The 16,549-nt window shown below is 44.9% G+C and carries 14 protein-coding genes and 1 other annotated feature; of the genes, 1 reads left to right on the top strand and 13 read right to left on the bottom strand.

Annotation, left to right across the window (positions count from 1 at the left end):
- Nucleotides 1-69 precede the first annotated feature (69 nt).
- The 6 genes from FZD51_RS16780 to FZD51_RS16755 form a co-directional block, all read right to left on the bottom strand.
- Nucleotides 70-1,269 (bottom strand): putative glycoside hydrolase, encoded by a 1,200-nt coding sequence (locus FZD51_RS16780; RefSeq protein WP_262380953.1) that lies wholly within the window; start codon nucleotides 1,267-1,269, stop codon nucleotides 70-72.
- 384 nt (nucleotides 1,270-1,653) lie between these two features.
- A complete protein-coding gene (locus tag FZD51_RS16775; protein WP_148975818.1) occupies nucleotides 1,654-2,589 on the bottom strand; it encodes an ABC transporter ATP-binding protein in 936 nt (311 codons plus the stop codon).
- A 1-nt stretch (nucleotide 2,590) separates the two neighbouring features.
- Entirely contained in the window at nucleotides 2,591-3,658 is a 1,068-nt protein-coding gene (locus FZD51_RS16770; protein WP_148975816.1) for an ABC transporter ATP-binding protein, read from the bottom strand.
- Nucleotides 3,659-3,670: 12 nt separating this feature from the next.
- Entirely contained in the window at nucleotides 3,671-4,588 is a 918-nt protein-coding gene (locus FZD51_RS16765; protein ID WP_148975815.1) for an ABC transporter permease, read from the bottom strand.
- A 3-nt stretch (nucleotides 4,589-4,591) separates the two neighbouring features.
- Complete coding sequence (locus FZD51_RS16760) at nucleotides 4,592-5,527, bottom strand: ABC transporter permease (protein ID WP_148975814.1); 936 nt, start codon at nucleotides 5,525-5,527, stop codon at nucleotides 4,592-4,594.
- 105 nt (nucleotides 5,528-5,632) lie between these two features.
- The gene (locus tag FZD51_RS16755; protein ID WP_148975813.1) at nucleotides 5,633-7,270 is read right to left on the bottom strand and encodes a peptide ABC transporter substrate-binding protein; all 1,638 of its coding nucleotides are present in this window, start codon (nucleotides 7,268-7,270) and stop codon (nucleotides 5,633-5,635) included.
- Between the two features lie 603 nt (nucleotides 7,271-7,873).
- Nucleotides 7,874-8,118 (top strand) — a binding site (T-box leader).
- Nucleotides 8,119-8,218: 100 nt separating this feature from the next.
- On the opposite strand from FZD51_RS16755, the gene trpS reads away from it, so the two are divergent.
- A complete protein-coding gene (gene trpS / locus FZD51_RS16750; RefSeq protein WP_148975812.1) occupies nucleotides 8,219-9,208 on the top strand; it encodes a tryptophan--tRNA ligase in 990 nt (329 codons plus the stop codon).
- A gap of 296 nt (nucleotides 9,209-9,504) precedes the next feature.
- On the opposite strand, the gene FZD51_RS16745 is transcribed toward trpS, so the two are convergent.
- The 7 genes from FZD51_RS16745 to FZD51_RS16715 form a co-directional block, all read right to left on the bottom strand.
- Nucleotides 9,505-10,251 carry a YjbA family protein gene (locus FZD51_RS16745; RefSeq protein WP_148975811.1) on the bottom strand — a complete coding sequence of 249 codons (747 nt, stop codon included), beginning with the start codon at nucleotides 10,249-10,251 and terminating at the stop codon, nucleotides 9,505-9,507.
- A gap of 82 nt (nucleotides 10,252-10,333) precedes the next feature.
- Nucleotides 10,334-10,546 (bottom strand): YuzI family membrane protein, encoded by a 213-nt coding sequence (locus FZD51_RS16740; RefSeq protein WP_148975810.1) that lies wholly within the window; start codon nucleotides 10,544-10,546, stop codon nucleotides 10,334-10,336.
- 199 nt (nucleotides 10,547-10,745) lie between these two features.
- Nucleotides 10,746-11,666: an oligopeptide ABC transporter permease gene (opp4C, locus tag FZD51_RS16735; RefSeq protein ID WP_009794091.1), complete on the bottom strand. Its 921-nt coding sequence runs from the start codon at nucleotides 11,664-11,666 to the stop codon at nucleotides 10,746-10,748.
- Between the two features lie 13 nt (nucleotides 11,667-11,679).
- Nucleotides 11,680-12,645 (bottom strand): oligopeptide ABC transporter permease, encoded by a 966-nt coding sequence (opp4B, locus tag FZD51_RS16730; protein WP_148975809.1) that lies wholly within the window; start codon nucleotides 12,643-12,645, stop codon nucleotides 11,680-11,682.
- Between the two features lie 33 nt (nucleotides 12,646-12,678).
- Nucleotides 12,679-14,412, bottom strand: a complete 1,734-nt coding sequence (gene opp4A / locus FZD51_RS16725) for an oligopeptide ABC transporter substrate-binding protein (RefSeq protein ID WP_148975808.1) — start codon at nucleotides 14,410-14,412, stop codon at nucleotides 12,679-12,681.
- A 50-nt stretch (nucleotides 14,413-14,462) separates the two neighbouring features.
- A complete protein-coding gene (locus FZD51_RS16720) occupies nucleotides 14,463-15,476 on the bottom strand; it encodes an ABC transporter ATP-binding protein (RefSeq protein ID WP_148975807.1) in 1,014 nt (337 codons plus the stop codon).
- Nucleotides 15,476-16,501, bottom strand: coding sequence for an ABC transporter ATP-binding protein (locus FZD51_RS16715; RefSeq protein ID WP_148975806.1), 1,026 nt, complete (start codon nucleotides 16,499-16,501; stop codon nucleotides 15,476-15,478). The genes FZD51_RS16720 and FZD51_RS16715 overlap by 1 nt, the downstream gene beginning before the upstream one ends.
- Nucleotides 16,502-16,549 lie beyond the last annotated feature (48 nt).

Genomic DNA, 16,549 nt, shown 5'->3' with positions numbered 1-16,549 from the left:
TCTTGTCCTGAAAATGGCCGGTCAATTGAACATAGATGAAGCCGGGCCAATTGCCCGGCTTCCCTTTTTTTAATCCCCTGGTGTATAGTCAACGCCTTCTGTGTAGGAATTGCCTGCATTCCAAAGGAGATATTCATTGATGCCCTGGTCTTTAAGGGCCTTGATCTGAGCTTCTACCTCTTGCTTTCCGTATGCCTTGTAATTCCCGGCCCCGAGCCACGATGCCGTAAAGTCCTGGAGCCATGGCCTTGATACAGGCGCCTCTTCCAGCTCTGCAAGCTTCTTCTTCTCAAGCTTGGAATATTCAGCCACAAGATTATATGGCTCCAGATCAGGCTTGCTGATGCCGAAATAGGACGTCCAATGACTCGGATAAATCATTGATGAAATCACATCAACATTGGAGGATATCTTAGAGAAATTCTGGCCGATCCCGGGTGCTTCCGGCAGTGTTGCGCTGTAGCCAAAGATATCAACAGAAACTTGTACATCATAAGGCTTAAGCTTTTCCCTGGCGTAAGCTACAAAGTCAGTGACAGCCTGAACCCTTTTTTGCACATTATCTTCAGCGCCATTATACTCACCGGTAGAATAAGTTAATGTGTCTTCACGTTTTTCAAACCCTTCAGGAAAACGGACATAATCAAACTGGATTTCCTGGAAGCCCATCTTAGCGGCTTCAATGGCAATTCCGACATTATAATCCCATACCTCTTTCAGGAATGGGTTTACGAAAGATTCACCTCTGCCATTTGACCAGACCTTATTCCCATCCTTATAGGACCATTCCGGCTTGCTATTGGCCAATACGCTGTCTTTAAAGACAACCACACGGGCAATAGGATAAATTTTCTTCTCCTCCATCGTTTTGAGAACCTTCGCAGGGTCTTTTATGTAGGGTTTGCCGATGGAACTGTAAGGCGATTCCCCTTCAGGGATATAAGTAAGATTGCCCCAGTCATCTTTTATATCGATAACCATGGCATTTAAGTCCGTTTTGTCCATCAAATCTACTAACTTATTAAATTTTTCTCCGCCGGCAGAATGCCCGGTAACATAGACTCCCCTTACAGCGTCAGGGTATTCAAAAGTATAGCCTGAGTCATATTTAAATCGGGCCATGGCTGCTGGCAGTTCTTTTTTCATTTCTATGTATTCTCTAACAGGCATGGAGCTGTTTGTCAGCTTCTCACTCTCTTCCGCACTGGCATGTACTGTGATGAGTGAAGACAAAGCAGCTGCAGCCGCAGTCATTTTCAGAGCCTTCATATTCCCTCTCCCTTCTATCCTTATATTTTCATTATAAAGGCAGCCTGCTTCCATTTACATATGTAAAAAGCAACAACATAGTACTCATTCCCTTTCTTCTTTCCTATTACACTTGAAATATAGGTTTTTTTATAAATTTAATACGATTAATGAATATATAGAAAATTTATAATAGTAATTGTTGTCAAAATGTTGTATTATTATAACAAGAAAAATACGTTAATGAGAAAAAGGGTTAAAGTGATACTTCACATTCCGAAATAGATCGTTTTTACAGCTTAGCTATTTACATCATCTGCAACGATAATTCTTGAATTTTTGCTGTTCTTTTTATTTGATGTAATGAAAAGCCAAAAGACGATCTCAGAATGAGATCGTCTTTTGTTATTTTTTGTATTGGGCCTTATATTGTGCTGCTTCCTTTTCAGAGCAGTAAACATAATGTCCTGGTGAAATTTCCCGCATTTCCACTTGGTCACTGTCCGTATAATTGTGGACAGCAGGATCATAGCTTGTACGCTTCCTGGTCCTCTCAGTTTCTGGATCCGGAAGCGGAATGGCAGAAAGAAGGGACTGTGTATAAGGATGGAGCGGGTTATTGTAAAGATCATCGGCGGGAGCAATTTCAACCAGCTTGCCGAAGTACATAACCCCGATCCTGTCACTGATATATTTAACCATGGAAAGGTCATGGGCAATAAACAGATATGTCAGCCCTTTATCACGCTGCAATTGCTTCATCAGGTTTACAACCTGTGCCTGGATGGAAACATCGAGAGCTGAAATCGGCTCATCAGCAATGATGAATTCAGGCTGTACAGCAAGAGCTCGGGCAATTCCGATACGCTGTCTCTGACCGCCTGAGAACTCATGCGGATAACGGTTAGCGTGCTCTTTGTTCAAGCCGACCGTTTCAAGAAGCTCATACACTCTTTCCATACGCTCTTTCTTGCTATTGGCAAGGCCATGGATGTCAATGCCTTCAGCAATGATATCAGCTACAGTCATCCTTGGATTCAGGGAAGCATAAGGATCCTGGAAGATCATCTGCATTTTGCGGTTGAATTTCTTCAGCTCTTTAGTCGATTTCTTCCCATGGACATCCTCGCCTTCAAAAAGGACCTGTCCATCAGTAGCATCATACAGCCTGATAATCGATCTTCCTGTTGTTGATTTACCGCAGCCGGATTCCCCTACCAGGCCAAGAGTTTCGCCTTTGTAGATATCAAATGAAATGCCGTCTACTGCTCTGACCATATTGGGGCGGCCGACATTGAAGTGCTGCTTTAGGTTTTTGATTTCAATTAATTTTTCAGCCATCTTATTTGCCCTCCTTCACTAAAACGGGCTTATCGAATGTAGAAGAGAGCTTGCGGATCCTGCGCTTGACAGCTTCAGGCGGTTCTACTTCCGGTGCATCCGGGTGAAGCAGCCATGTTTTTGCAAAGTGCGTTTCAGAGATCTGGTACATTGGCGGTTCTTCTTCAAAATCAATGGCCAATGCAAACTGGTTCCTCGCTGCAAAAGCATCTCCTGCTGGAGGGTTTGTCAAATCCGGAGGAGTTCCAGGTATTGCTGTTAGTTCAGTCTGATTGCTGTTCTCAAGGCTAGGCATGGATGCCAGCAATCCCCATGTATATGGATGGCGCGGGTCATAAAAGATTTCATCGACAGTGCCCATCTCAACAATCTGGCCGGCATACATGACAGCCACACGGTCAGCTACATTGGCAACTACGCCAAGGTCATGGGTAATGAAGATAATGGAAGTATCCATTTTGCTCTGAAGATCCTTCATTAGATCCAGAATCTGGGCCTGAATTGTTACATCAAGCGCTGTTGTAGGCTCATCCGCGATCAAAAGCTTTGGACTTGCCGCAAGTGCGATGGCAATCATAGCACGCTGTCTCATACCGCCTGAGAATTCATGAGGATATTGGTTTACACGCCTCTCCGGCATAGGGATGCCAACAAGGCGCAGAAGTTCTGTTGCCCTCTCCTTGGCAGCGGAAGAAGACATATTCTGGTGCTTGATCAGCACCTCCATGATCTGGCGCCCGATCTTCATCGTCGGATTCAGGGAAGTCATAGGATCCTGGAAGATCATGCTGATTTCCTTACCGCGGATCTTTTCCATTTCCTTTTCTGATTTTGGGACGATGTCGTCGCCATTAAGGAGGATTTGTCCTCCAGCAATTCTGCCTGGCGGCATTGGGATCAATTTCATGATTGTCTGGGAGGTAACACTTTTACCTGAACCGGACTCGCCTACAATCGCGAGGGTCTCACCTTTATGAAGGTCAAAGGACACGCCGCGGACAGCCTGGACTTCTCCTCCATAAGTTTGGAATGAGACTCTTAAATCTTTTACTTCGAGTAATTTTTCCATTTATCTCACTCCTTATTTGCGTAGTCGCGGATCTAGCGCATCACGAAGTCCGTCTCCGATTACGTTAAATGCAAAGATGGTCAAGCAGATAAACGTCGCCGGGAAGAACAAGCGCCAAGGATAATATCTAAGTGCCGGAAGGCCGTCATTTGCCATGGTTCCCCAGCTCGCTACAGGCGGTGTCAAACCAAGTCCCAAATAGCTAAGGAAAGCTTCAGTAAAAATGGCTGATGGCACTGTAAGGGTCATGGTGACAAGGATAGGGCCCATTGTATTCGGGATCAGGTGTTTGAACATGATACGAGAAACATTTGCTCCCAAAGTTCTTGAAGCAAGGACATATTCCTGATTCTTAAGAGAAAGGACTTGTCCACGGACAATACGGGACATATTGATCCATCCGGTAATGGTCATGGCAAGGATCATCGTGCCGACACTCTGGCCTAATACAACCATAAGAAGGATAACAAGCAGCAAGTAAGGAATTCCGTAAAGGACATCCGCTGCACGCATCATATACTCATCGGTGCGTCCGCCTTTATATCCAGCGATGCCGCCCCATAACACACCAATGAAGAGATCAATCAAGGCAGCTGCCAAACCGATGAACAGGGAGATTCGTGCACCTTCCCATGTACGGGCAAATACATCGCGTCCCAGATCATCTGTACCGAACCAGTGCTCGGAAGATGGTGACTGATTTTTATTGCCAAGATCATTTGAGGCATAATCATATGGTGTCATATATGGTCCAAAGATCGCCATAAATACAAGGATGGCTAAAAGCACAATCCCAAACATGGCAAGCTTGTTTTTTCGGAATCTAAGTGTAACATCTTTCCAGAACGATAGGCTTGGTTTACTGATTTTTTCAGCATCATTTTCTTGTGTGCCAACAACTCTGAATTTATCTTTTGATATCTGTCCCATAATTTACTCTCCTTTCTTCCCGCCTGCAAGTTTGATGCGCGGGTCAATGAGTCCGTACGCAATGTCGACAAGGAGAATAGACACTAACAGAATAACACTGTAGAATACGGTAACTCCCATAATAACGGTATAATCTCGGTTTGCAATGCTCAATACAAAGTGGGAGCCGAGTCCCGGAATACCAAAGATTTTCTCAATTACGAAACTTCCTGTAATGATTCCCGCTGATAAAGGTCCCATATATGAAACAACAGGAAGCATTGCATTTCTAATGGTATGCTTTATGGTGATAACACCCTGGCTTAAACCTTTTGATTTAGCCGTCTTGATATAATCATTTGCCAGCACTTCCAGCATGGAAGAACGGGTCAGGCGGGCAATAAACGCCATCGGCGAAGCTGCCAGTGCTAACGCAGGCAATATGGTGTGCATAAATGATTCCCATCTCGCTACAGGGAAAACGCCAAGCTTAATGGCAAGGAAATATTGCAGGAATGTTGCCATGATGAAGGACGGAACCGAAATTCCCATAACCGCCACGATCATTGCCGTGTAGTCCTGCCACTTGTTGTGCTTAAGTGCAGCAATAACCCCTAACACAACACCGATTGATACTGCGATAAGTATAGCCTCAATTCCAAGCAGCAGTGATACAGGGAAGCCATCGCTTATCAAATCATTGACAGTCTGGCTTTTATACTTGAAAGACGGGCCAAAATCCCATTTCAGAATCCTTAATAAGTACTCCCCATATTGAACATACCATGGCTGATCCAGCCCGTAGTGGGCATTCAGGTTTGCTTCAATTTCGGGAGGCAGTTGTTTTTCTGATGTAAATGGATTCCCTGGTGCAATGCGCATAAAGAAAAACGTTGCTGTGATGATAAGCCACAGCGAGACAATCATATAGATTAAGCGTTTTCCAATATATTTCGCCATTGTCAAACACCTCCAATTTTATTTCTGCTTCATTCAGAAACGAAGGTATATGGGGGAAAAACCCCATATACCTCTCGTTTAGACAGCTATTAGTATTAGCTATTCTTATTCAAAGTACGCCCATTTGTATTGAACGTCGCCAAGTCCGGAAACAGCTACGCCTTTAAGGCTTTCATCCTGAACCCAGTTGTTTGTGTAGAAATAGATAGGAGCTACAGGCATATCTTCCATGAAGATTGCTTCAGCATCTTTAAGCAGCTGCTGGCGTGCTTCTGCATCAGCTTCTGTTGCAGATTGCGCTAACAGATCCTGGAATTCTTTGCTTTCCCATCCAGTATCGTTGTTGCCTCCATCAGCATCACGGTAAAGCTCAAGGAAGTTGATCGCATCGTTGAAGTCTCCAAGCCAGCCCATACGAGCTACCTGGTAGTCAAGAGCGTGAACCTTATCAAGGTATACAGCCCACTCAGAGTTATCAAGTGTCACTTCTACGCCAAGGTTCTGCTTCCACATATCCTGGATTGCCTGAGCAATCTTCTGGTGCGCTTCAGAAGTGTTGTAAGAAAGAGTTACTGCAGGAAGCTCAGAAGCATCGCTGTAGCCAAGCTCTTCCAAACCGGTTTTTAAGAATTCTTTAGCTTTTTCTACATCATTGTCAGCAAAATAGCCTTCTTCATTTTCAGCGAACATTGACGGCGGAACGATAGCCATCGCTGGAAGCTGTTCACCCTGGAGGATGTTGTCGATAAGCTCCTGACGGTTGATTGCATATGTGAATGCCTTACGGATATTCACATTGTTGAAAGGTTCTGCAGTTGTGTTGAATTTGTAGTTGTAAACACCAGCGATAGGCTGTGTTACAAGGCGGTCTTCGTCTTTAAGGGCCTGCATAGCATCAGTCGGAAGTGCTCCAGTCGGTGCTCCTGCCCAGTCAAGCTCGCCGTTGTCAAGCATTGACAATTCAGTGTTTGGATCATTTACCATGATCATTTCGATAGAGTTAAGCTTTACAGTATCTTTATCCCAGTAAGTATCGTTCTTTTCAAGAACAATCTTGTCACTGTGTGACCATTCAGTCATTTTGAAAGGACCGTTTGAAGTGTAATCTTCGCCTGCATCGTTTGCCCAGTCAGGGTTTGCTTGTGCAACCTTGCTGTTGATTGGCAGGTACGTATAGAATGCAGTCAATTCATCAAAGAATGGAGTAGGATTTGCCAGTGTTACTTTAAGCGTTTTTTCGTCTACAACTTCAATTCCTACGTCGTCAAGTGAACCGCCGCCAGTGTTGGCAGCTTCAGCACCTGCGATGTAGTAAAGCTGGTAAGCATACTCAGACTGGTTGGCAGGGTCGATAGCCCATTTCCATGCATAAGCAAAGTCTTCTGCAGTTACAGGATCGCCATTAGTCCATTCAGCATCCCTTAATGTGTAAGTATAAACTTTCTGATCTTCAGAAACTTCAATGTTCTCTGCTGCTGCCGGTTCAGGCTTTCCATCTGGATTGATGCGTGTCAGCCCTTCGAAAGTCTGGCGAAGAACAGTACCGGATGTCGCATCCTTAGCAAGGCCCGGGTGAAGTGAAGGCGGTTCAGAGTTAATGTTAACCGCTAAATCCTGAGGTACGTCTTTTCCTCCGTCGCCGTCGCTGCTGCTGCCACTGTCTTTGTCGCCGCCGCTGCACGCTGCAAGGAACATGCTAAGAACAAGCAACATACTAAAAAAGATCGATAATCTTTTGTTCACGGTGTTACCCCCCTATATAATTTCCACAAATGCCTTTTGCAGGAATCTGTCCACGCTTCCATAAACATCTGTCCGCCTTGGATATATTGCTCAAATAGTCAGTAAATTAACTGTAAAAATAAACTGATTATCCGCGCAGCAAAAAAAGTAAGCTTATAACTCAAAAGACAAAGATTATCCTCTATTCTGACAATTCGAGAGAAAAATCAAAAGGATAAGCCAAAATTCTGTAAGCTATAAACTTACTACTAATCTTTTTATCCATAGGTGTTCAGAACTATATGCAAGAATGTTACAAATTCGTAAAGAATCATTTGTTACGTTTATTATATGTATTTTAAAACTTGTTTGCAAGGGGCTTTTATTTATCAATATAGGGTATAGTGAGAAAATTGTCGAATAAATACTTTTAAATCAAGAGTTTGCTAGTTTTAATTTTTTTGAAATTTTTCTTAATTCCTCTTGAATGAGGGTCATTTGAACCTTGACTTTTCCCACTTTTTTCTTTTTTTCCAAGATCATTACCAGCCGGGAGATTTCGAATTTCCTTGATTTTTTCTGCACTTTTGGTATATTTTAAAGTATAAAACCAATACTGTTGATGATAAAGCAATGACGAAGAGTAGTACATTTGTTCAGGGATTAAAGAGAGTTTGTGGCTGGTGGAAACAAACATCCCGGCAAATCGAATGGACTTTAGAGCTCCGGCTGCGAGAGGCTGCTTCATGCTGCCTGTTAGCTCCCGGCGTATCCCGCGTTATGGGAAACCCGGCCTCTGCAGGCAAGCCGGGGATAAGAGGCCTCAGCCGAGGCACTTAGGGTGGCACCGCGGACCATTCGTCCCTATTTTTACAGGGGGACGAATGGTCTTTTTTACGTTCTTGCGGAGTTACCGCCATTTTTGCGGCTCACTTCTTTGTCTGCTGATACATCCAAGGAGGAATATATATGAAAACCATTTTTTCCGGCATCCAGCCGAGCGGCACCCTTACACTGGGGAATTATATCGGTGCCATGAAGCAATTCGTTGAATTGCAAAACGAATACAACTGCTATTTCTGCATTGTCGATCAGCATGCCATCACTGTCCAGCAGGACCGGATGGAGCTCCGCAAAAATATAAGGAGCCTTGCAGCCCTCTATCTTGCTGTCGGGATCGACCCTGAGAAAGCAACACTTTTCATCCAGTCTGAAGTCCCTGCCCATGCACAGGCTGGATGGATGATGCAATGCGTTTCCTATATCGGGGAGCTTGAGAGGATGACCCAGTTTAAAGATAAGTCACACGGAAAAGAAGCAGTATCTTCCGGCCTTCTGACCTATCCGCCGCTCATGGCTGCCGACATTCTTCTATATAAGACAGACCTGGTTCCTGTAGGGGAAGATCAGAAGCAGCATTTGGAGCTTACAAGGGATTTGGCAGAAAGATTCAACAAGAAATATAATGACATCTTCACAATCCCGGAAGTGCGGATCGCAAAAGTAGGAGCAAGGGTTATGTCCCTTCAGGATCCGGCTAAAAAGATGAGTAAATCTGACTCTAATAAGAAGTCTTTCATCTCTTTGCTTGATGATCCAAAGCAGATTGAGAAAAAAATCAAAAGCGCAGTTACGGATTCTGAAGGGATTGTTAAGTTCGATAAAGAAAATAAACCTGGAGTTTCCAATCTCTTATCTATATACTCCATCCTTTCCGGCAGGACTATAGAAGATATCGAGGCACAGTACGAAGGAAAAGGCTACGGAGACTTCAAAGGCGATCTCGCAAAAGTCGTTGTCGACACAATCGTGCCAATCCAGGAAAAATACACTCAGCTCATGGAATCAAGCGAGCTGGATGAAATCCTGGATAAAGGGGCCGAAAAGGCTCAATACACTGCCAATAAAATGCTGGCCAAAATGGAAAACGCCATGGGGCTCGGCAGAAAACGCCGTTAATGAAAAAAGGAGCTGTGATCAGCTCCTTTTTTTATTTCTAAACTGGCAGGAGGAGAAGTCTCTGCTCCTTAGGTTTCATGATTGCCAACCAAAGTATCAAACCCTGTTGATTGGAGTGCTAGGCACGCAGACTCCTGCGGGAAATAGCGGCAAAGCTGAGACCCCGCAGTGCGTAAGCACGAGGAGGCTCAGCGCCGCCCCGCGGAAAGCGAAGTGCCTGGAACGGAAATCAACAGCCCATATTCAGGAAGCAAAATAAAAAGGAGCTACACTCAGCTCCTTTTTATTATTGCATATTAATTCACTTTCGAGCCATGCTCCATTTCCCACAGTTTTTCAAAAAATGGCTGCCCTTTAATGATATTTTCGCAAAAAGCTTCATGTTTTCCTGACCATCCCAGCTTCGTTTCCTCATACAGCGACTTCCAGGCCTGTTCGAATTCCAGCTGCTGGATTACAGTATATTTCTCTGGATTCCACTCTGTATACCAATAGCGGATTTCAGCTGTATTCCCAGATGAATGAAGCTGATCAAGAGCCATAAAGAGAAGCTGCTTCAGCTGCCTTTCTTTCCTGGTGAGGCCGTTCATCATTTCCGGGGCTGGCGAAAGAATATGAAAATCCTTCAAACAGGATTGGTCGTTGAATGCATATTGGATGGTTTCCTGATTATCAAGCATCTCGTAAGCAAGCTGCTCCTGCCTTGGAATCAGCCGGCTTTTGCGGATGGGTATATTATAGCTGATCGTATCGACTGCCAATATGCCTGAACCGTCGGAGACGACAAAACAGTAATCTAGCTGCGTCCGTTCGTGGTTTTTTCGCAAATATGCTTTTTGGTAGATGTCGTTCAGCAGCTGTTGAGGCAGTTCTGATAAGTCGTTTTCTATGTAGTTGAAAAGAAGCGGCTCTACCTTTATCAGCGGGACCTGGTCAAGCAGCTCCACACTGTCATCTTTTCTCCATTCATGAAAATGGCATACATTATATCCGTTTTCTTCCCCTTCAAACCAGTTCACCCATACATCATGAAGATACAACATCTTATAACCCCTCACTTCAAGTAACTATTTGTCACTCAGTATGAACAGGAAATAGTTAATTTATTCCTCCACGTGCAACAGTTTACTCCTCAGTTCCTTGCGGAAAGTATATGGCCACTGTAATAATGACAATCCCGGCCGGGAGCAGGCCGCATTCAGGCCTTTTGAAAATGTATGAGAAATAGTCACTCAATTCATGCCCGGCAATCAAGAGATTTAAATAAGCCACCGTGCTGATCCCGCCTGCTACAGCCAGTCCAAAACCTGTAATAAAAATAAACAGCCTGAAGATCATTGGACAGCTGGAAGCCTTCTGGCTTGTCCCATATATAATCCTGCTCCCTTGTTTTTTTACATATATATGATGGAAAGCGATAAATCATACGTCAAAAAGAAAAAAGACCCCAATAGGATCTTTAATGGCGGATTTCATTAAAAAAGGGTGAGCACCTGAAGTGTCTCGCCCTTTATGGTTCCGGCTGAAGCCAGCCGCATTATCTATTTGACTTAGGGTTAAATGCGTCCTTCAGACCCTCGCCAACGAAGTTGATTGATAGTATTGTCAGTGTCAGAACCGTTGCGGGCGGTATCCATATCCACCACTTGCTGGTCAATACATCCGGACTTCTTGCATCCTGAAGCATATTGCCCCAGCTCGGAATGTTCATCGGTACACCAAAGCCGAGGAAGCTTAAGCCAGTTTCTGCCACGATCATGGCAGCAAGTGTCAATGTAGCCTGTACAATAATGGTAGACATTACATTCGGCAATAGATGCTTGAAGATCGTTGTAACGGACGAACAGCCGATAGAGATGGAACTCATGATATACTCGTTTTCTTTCTCTACCATTACCTTGCTTCGCACCAGACGGGCTATTCCGGTCCAGCTCAGCACACTAATGACAAAGATGAGTGTAGCTGTACTTGATTCTATGAAAATAGACTTTAGCACGATGACGAAAAGCAGGAACGGAAAGTTCATCATAAAGTCGGTGAATCGCATAAGCACATTGTCAACCCAGCCTCCGAAGAATCCGGCTGTGGCTCCTACGATCGTTCCAATCACAACTACTGAAATGGTGATGGAAAAAGCAAGAGTCAATGACGTTTTTCCGCCATGGAGGGTTCTGGCAAATACATCTCTCCCAGATTTATCTGTGCCAAAATAATGTTCTGCTGAAGGCTCTTTGCTGATCTCAGTCAAATTCAGCTTAGCCGTTTCCTCAATCGGCATGGACAGCGGCTCGGCAAATATTGATACTAAGACAATCAGCACAAGATAGCAGAGACTGATCATGGCGAGTTTATTCTTTAAAAATTTCCTGCGGGCGAGAGCCCATGGCGACTGGCTCTTGGGAGGCTTCACAGGCTCCTCAATAGCCGTTGTACTTTGCTGCGAAATTGTTGGTTCCATAACTCTCACCTACCTAACTTAAACGTATGCGCGGATCTACTATTCCATATAGTATATCTGCCACTAAATTTCCAATAAGCGTCAGGATGGTCAGCATCATGGTGATGGCCATCATAACGGAATAATCACGTGAGTTCACTGATTCTACAAACAGGTATCCGATTCCCGGATATGTAAAAATAGTTTCGGTAATAATAGCTCCCCCGAAAAGGCCTGCAATATCAAAGCCCAGCAGTGTAATAATCGGAATGACCGAATTTCTGAGGATATGCTTATTATAAATCGCGGATTCTTTCGTACCCTTTGCTCTGGCTGTACGAACATAATCTTTGCGAGAGCTTTCGATCATATCATTGCGCAGGAACTGGGTATATCCAGCCGTAGCCATTGTGCCCAATACAAGCGCAGGAAGAATAGTATGCTTGATTTTACTCAAATAATATTCAAAAGATCCTGGTTCAATACCCGAACCGATACTTCCAGTCGCCGGGACCCAGCCCAGCTGGAAAGAGAAAACATAGATCGCCACTAGGGCTGCAACAAAGCTTGGAATGGCCAAGGCCAAATAGTTTATTCCTGATATTAGATAATCTCCTGGACTGTAGGCAAATCTGCCTGAGAACCTGCCCATCATAAAAGCTAGAATATACGTAATCATAAGTGAAGTAAAACCTAAGAAAACCGTGTTCGGCAGCCTGTCGCCGATCAATTCCATTACATCGCGCTTATGGATGAATGAATCCCCAAAATCCCCTTGAACCACTCCGCCTATCCAGCGGAAATACTGTGTATGGATTGGGTCATTCAAGCCCATCTTTTCACGCATTTCCTCGATATATTCCGGATCGGAATTAAGCGGGTCGATTTTTCCAGAGAGGGCGTCCCCTGGCATAAGCTTTGCCAGGGTAAACACCACAATGGAGATAAGGAAAATTATTGGGATCATACCTATAAGTCTTCGGATTGTGTATTGTAGCATACTCCATTCCCCTTATCTAAACCTTATTTCTTATTACTCAACAATGTGCCAGTTGTAGAACTCATCTGTGCCGCCTGGAGTTACTTTGACTCCGCCAACACGTTTGTTGATTGCCCATGCATCTTCCCTTTGGTCGAAGAAGATTACAGGAAGCTCTTCGTTAACAAGTTTCTGCCACTCGTTGTATACTTCTTTACGGTATTCAATAATATCCTGGTTTTCATCTTCTGGGAATTGAACACCCTTCTTGATGAGCGCATCGGATTCTTCATTCAGCCAGCGCCACATATTCCACTTGTCAGTTGACAGCCAGATGCCGGATGGATCTGGATCATATGAAAGTCCCCATGCACCATGGAAAGTTTCAACAGATGGATCATCTGCTTCGATAGTGTCATAGAACAGGTTGAAGTCTTTCAGGGAACCGCCGTTAAGCTGAGCCTTGACTCCAACTTCACCCCAAGATTGAAGAATGAACTGAGCACGTGCTTCAGATGTTTCTGCACTTGCCATTGCATCGAAATTGATAGAGAAAGGCTTTCCGTCTGGATCTTCACGGAATCCGTCGCCGTCCACATCTTTATAGCCGGCTTCATCCAACAGGCTCTTTGCCTTTTCTGGATCATAGTCATAAGTGTTGATTTCTGAATCGTCGATCTTAGCCCATGAAACGGACGGGAATGGAACGTTAAGCGGTTTACCTAAACCGTTTGTGAAAGCATCGATATAAGCCTGGCGGTCAAGTGCATAAACCAATGCCTGGCGCACGCGCTTATCAGAGAATTTAGGATTATCCATTACAACTTTTCCAGCTTTTGCATCATAGCGTCCCTGGTCAATACCGATGTAGCTGTAAGACATTGCATCGATAGTTACAGGATTGATATTGCCAAGCTCTTTAATTTGTCCCCACTGGTCAGAAGGTGCCTGGATAACATCCACTTCGCCGTTTTCGATCAGGCCGGCAGCAAGGGATGGATCAATGATTTTGTAGACAACGCCGTCAAGCTTGGCAGGGCCTCTCCAGTACTCATCATAACGCTCAAATTCAATCATTTCGCCAGGAACGATGTTCGTTACTTTAAACGGTCCGACACCGATCGGGTTTTTACGGACTTGGTCAGAGTCAGGAAGTTCTTTAGAAGAAATATCTCCATAATAATGCTTTGGTTCTGGAATAGACCAGATGTTGTCAATCAGGTTGACAGAAGGTTCTGTAACTGTGACTTCAACTGTAAGGTCATCAATAACCTTGATTCCTTCAATCGTGTCAGCTTTGCCATCTTTGTATTCCTGTGCACCCTTGATCATCGCCACGTTAGCGAAACGCGCTCCTTCATATGTAGGATCTGCGATCAGGTACCAGGCATATTCCATATCTTCAGCAGTCAATGGTTCGCCGTCATGCCACTTTACGCCGTCTTTCAACTTGAAAGTTACAACAGTGTTGTCATCGTTGAAAGTCCATTCAGCAAGGTTAGGGATCGGCTGCAGCTCATCATTGTAGGCAACCATTCCTTCGTGCATGAATTGAAGGGCATTTGCATCATCTTGCCCCTCATAATAGGCATAAGATAAAACGCCTTTAAACGCCTGAGTATAACCAAATGTTACTTTTCCGCCTTCTACTTCAGTTGTTTCTGCTTCTTTGCCGTCGTCTTTCTTCCCATCGTCATCGCCTGATGTCTTTTCATTTCCAGAGCAGGCAGCAAGGAACATGGACATTACCAGCAGGACTGAAAATAGCCAAAATGCTGATTTCTTCATCGTTTTCCCCCCATAATTATCAGTTCTTTTTTTTTAAAAATGGCCAAGCTTTAGTTATATAAGTGACATGCAACCCTATGTCCAGGCTTCACCTCCTTTAATTGAGGCTTGATCTTCGAGCACTCCGGCATTGCATGTGCACAGCGCGGATGGAATGTGCAGCCGGAAGGCGGGTCGATCGGGCTTGGGACATCGCCTTCAAGGATGATCCGGTCTTTCTTTTTGCGGGGATCAGCCTCAGGTATAGCTGAGATCAGCGCCTGTGTATACGGGTGCAGCGGCTCTGCATATAAACTGGACTTATCAGCGACTTCAACAAGGCCGCCAAGGTACATGACGCCAATCCGGTCGCTCATATGCTTCACGACGCTCAGGTCGTGGGCAATGAAAAGGAAAGTAAGGTCAAACTCTTCCTGAAGCTCTTTCAAAAGGTTCAGCACCTGGGACTGGACTGATACATCCAGGGCAGAAACCGGTTCATCGGCGATGATGAGCTTAGGCTTCAGTGCCAGTGCCCGGGCTATCCCGATCCTCTGCCTCTGCCCGCCGGAGAATTCGTGCGGATATTTATAATAGGCATCTTCCGGAAGACCTACCTTTGCCAGGAGCTCCATCACTTCCGGCTTCAGATTTTTCTCTGAGCTTCTTGTATAGTTGCGGATTGGCTCTGATATTAGATTTCCTACCATCATCATCGGGTTCAAAGAGGCATACGGATCCTGGAAGACCATCTGGAAATCCTTGCGAATCTTCCTTAGAGATGTTCCCCGGAGATTTGTAATATCCTGGCCATCGAAAATGATTTCCCCTTCAGTAGGCTCCAGAAGCCTCAGGATTGTCCTGCCTGTAGTGGACTTCCCGCAGCCTGACTCGCCGACAAGGCCGAGAGTCTCGCCTTTTTTGATTTCGAAAGATACATCGTCTACTGCTTTAACGGCAGCTACTGTCCTTCTCAGGATTCCGCCCTTGATAGGATAGTAGGTTTTCAGATTCTTGACTTCAAGCAGCGTTTCGTTGGCGCTTTTGTCTTTTTTCAGTGCCGGGGATGTTGTTGCTGTCGTCATTATAGTGTCACTCCTTCTTTCGGCCTGCTAGTTTCATAGAGCAGGCATGCTACCTCATGCCCATCTTCATTTTCAGCCAGCAGCGGGGTGACGGCAGTGCATTCCGGCATTGCCTTAGGGCACCTGGCTGCAAACTTGCATCCCGTTTTAGGCATGTTTTTCAGTGATGGGACAATCCCCTTTATTGTGCTTAGCGATTCGACTTCTTCATCCATTTTCGGGATGGCGCCCATCAGAAGCTCTGTATATGGATGCTTCGGGTTATGGAAGAGTGTGTCGACATCTGTGCGCTCTACAATTCTTCCTGCGTACATGACAAAGACGTCATCGCACATTTCTGCCACTACCCCGAGATCATGCGTGATCAGGATGATGGACATATCATTTACTTCCTGTATTTCTTTCAGGAGCTCAAGGATCTGGGCTTGTACGGTTACATCCAGGGCAGTCGTCGGCTCATCTGCAATCAGAAGCTTCGGCTGGCAGGCGATCGCCATCGCGATCATGACCCTCTGCCTCATTCCTCCGGACAGCTGGTGAGGGTACTCATCAACTATTTTTTCCGGACGGGAGATGCCAACGCTCTTCAGGAGTGCGACACTTTTCTGCCTGGCTTCTTTTTTTGATAATTTCATATGGTTGAAGAGCACTTCCTGCAGCTGGAACCCTATTGAAAACACCGGGTTGAGCGAGGTCATCGGCTCTTGGAAGATCATTGCGATATCCTTGCCCCGTATTTTATTGATCTGGCGTTCGCCCATGTCTTCGAGATGAACCCCATCGAAGACGACCTCTCCTGATTTAATTTTGCCGATTCCCTTCGGAAGCAGCTTCATGACGGAAAGGCTCATGACCGATTTACCGCAGCCGGATTCCCCTACGATGCCTACTACCTGGCGGGGCTTGACTTTGAAAGACACATTATCGACTGCATTGTAGTATTTTCCATCGATAGAAAAAGCAGTCTCTAAATTATTCACCTCTAGCAAAGGTGCATCTGAATTGGAGTGTGATTTAAAGCTCATGGGACACCTCTTACCTTTTTGAATTGTCTGTTAATTCATTGTATTTGA

It is taken from the genome of Bacillus infantis (assembly GCF_008180445.1).
Classification (GTDB): Bacteria; Bacillota; Bacilli; order Bacillales; family Cytobacillaceae; genus Bacillus_AB; species Bacillus_AB infantis_B.
The sequence above is the reverse complement of the archived record's forward strand: the minus strand, read 5'-3'. Positions and strand labels throughout refer to the sequence as shown.

Coding starts and splice junctions, on each gene's coding strand:
- FZD51_RS16765 (WP_148975815.1), bottom strand. CDS start 4,588: ATGGGACAGATATCAAAAGATAAATTCAGAGTTGTTGGCACACAAGAA.
- FZD51_RS16780 (WP_262380953.1), bottom strand. CDS start 1,269: ATGAAGGCTCTGAAAATGACTGCGGCTGCAGCTGCTTTGTCTTCACTC.
- FZD51_RS16740 (WP_148975810.1), bottom strand. CDS start 10,546: ATGATCTTCAGGCTGTTTATTTTTATTACAGGTTTTGGACTGGCTGTA.
- FZD51_RS16720 (WP_148975807.1), bottom strand. CDS start 15,476: ATGACGACAGCAACAACATCCCCGGCACTGAAAAAAGACAAAAGCGCC.
- FZD51_RS16715 (WP_148975806.1), bottom strand. CDS start 16,501: ATGAGCTTTAAATCACACTCCAATTCAGATGCACCTTTGCTAGAGGTG.
- FZD51_RS16775 (WP_148975818.1), bottom strand. CDS start 2,589: ATGGCTGAAAAATTAATTGAAATCAAAAACCTAAAGCAGCACTTCAAT.
- opp4C (WP_009794091.1), bottom strand. CDS start 11,666: ATGGAACCAACAATTTCGCAGCAAAGTACAACGGCTATTGAGGAGCCT.
- opp4A (WP_148975808.1), bottom strand. CDS start 14,412: ATGAAGAAATCAGCATTTTGGCTATTTTCAGTCCTGCTGGTAATGTCC.
- FZD51_RS16770 (WP_148975816.1), bottom strand. CDS start 3,658: ATGGAAAAATTACTCGAAGTAAAAGATTTAAGAGTCTCATTCCAAACT.
- FZD51_RS16760 (WP_148975814.1), bottom strand. CDS start 5,527: ATGGCGAAATATATTGGAAAACGCTTAATCTATATGATTGTCTCGCTG.
- trpS (WP_148975812.1), top strand. CDS start 8,219: ATGAAAACCATTTTTTCCGGCATCCAGCCGAGCGGCACCCTTACACTG.
- FZD51_RS16745 (WP_148975811.1), bottom strand. CDS start 10,251: ATGTTGTATCTTCATGATGTATGGGTGAACTGGTTTGAAGGGGAAGAA.
- opp4B (WP_148975809.1), bottom strand. CDS start 12,645: ATGCTACAATACACAATCCGAAGACTTATAGGTATGATCCCAATAATT.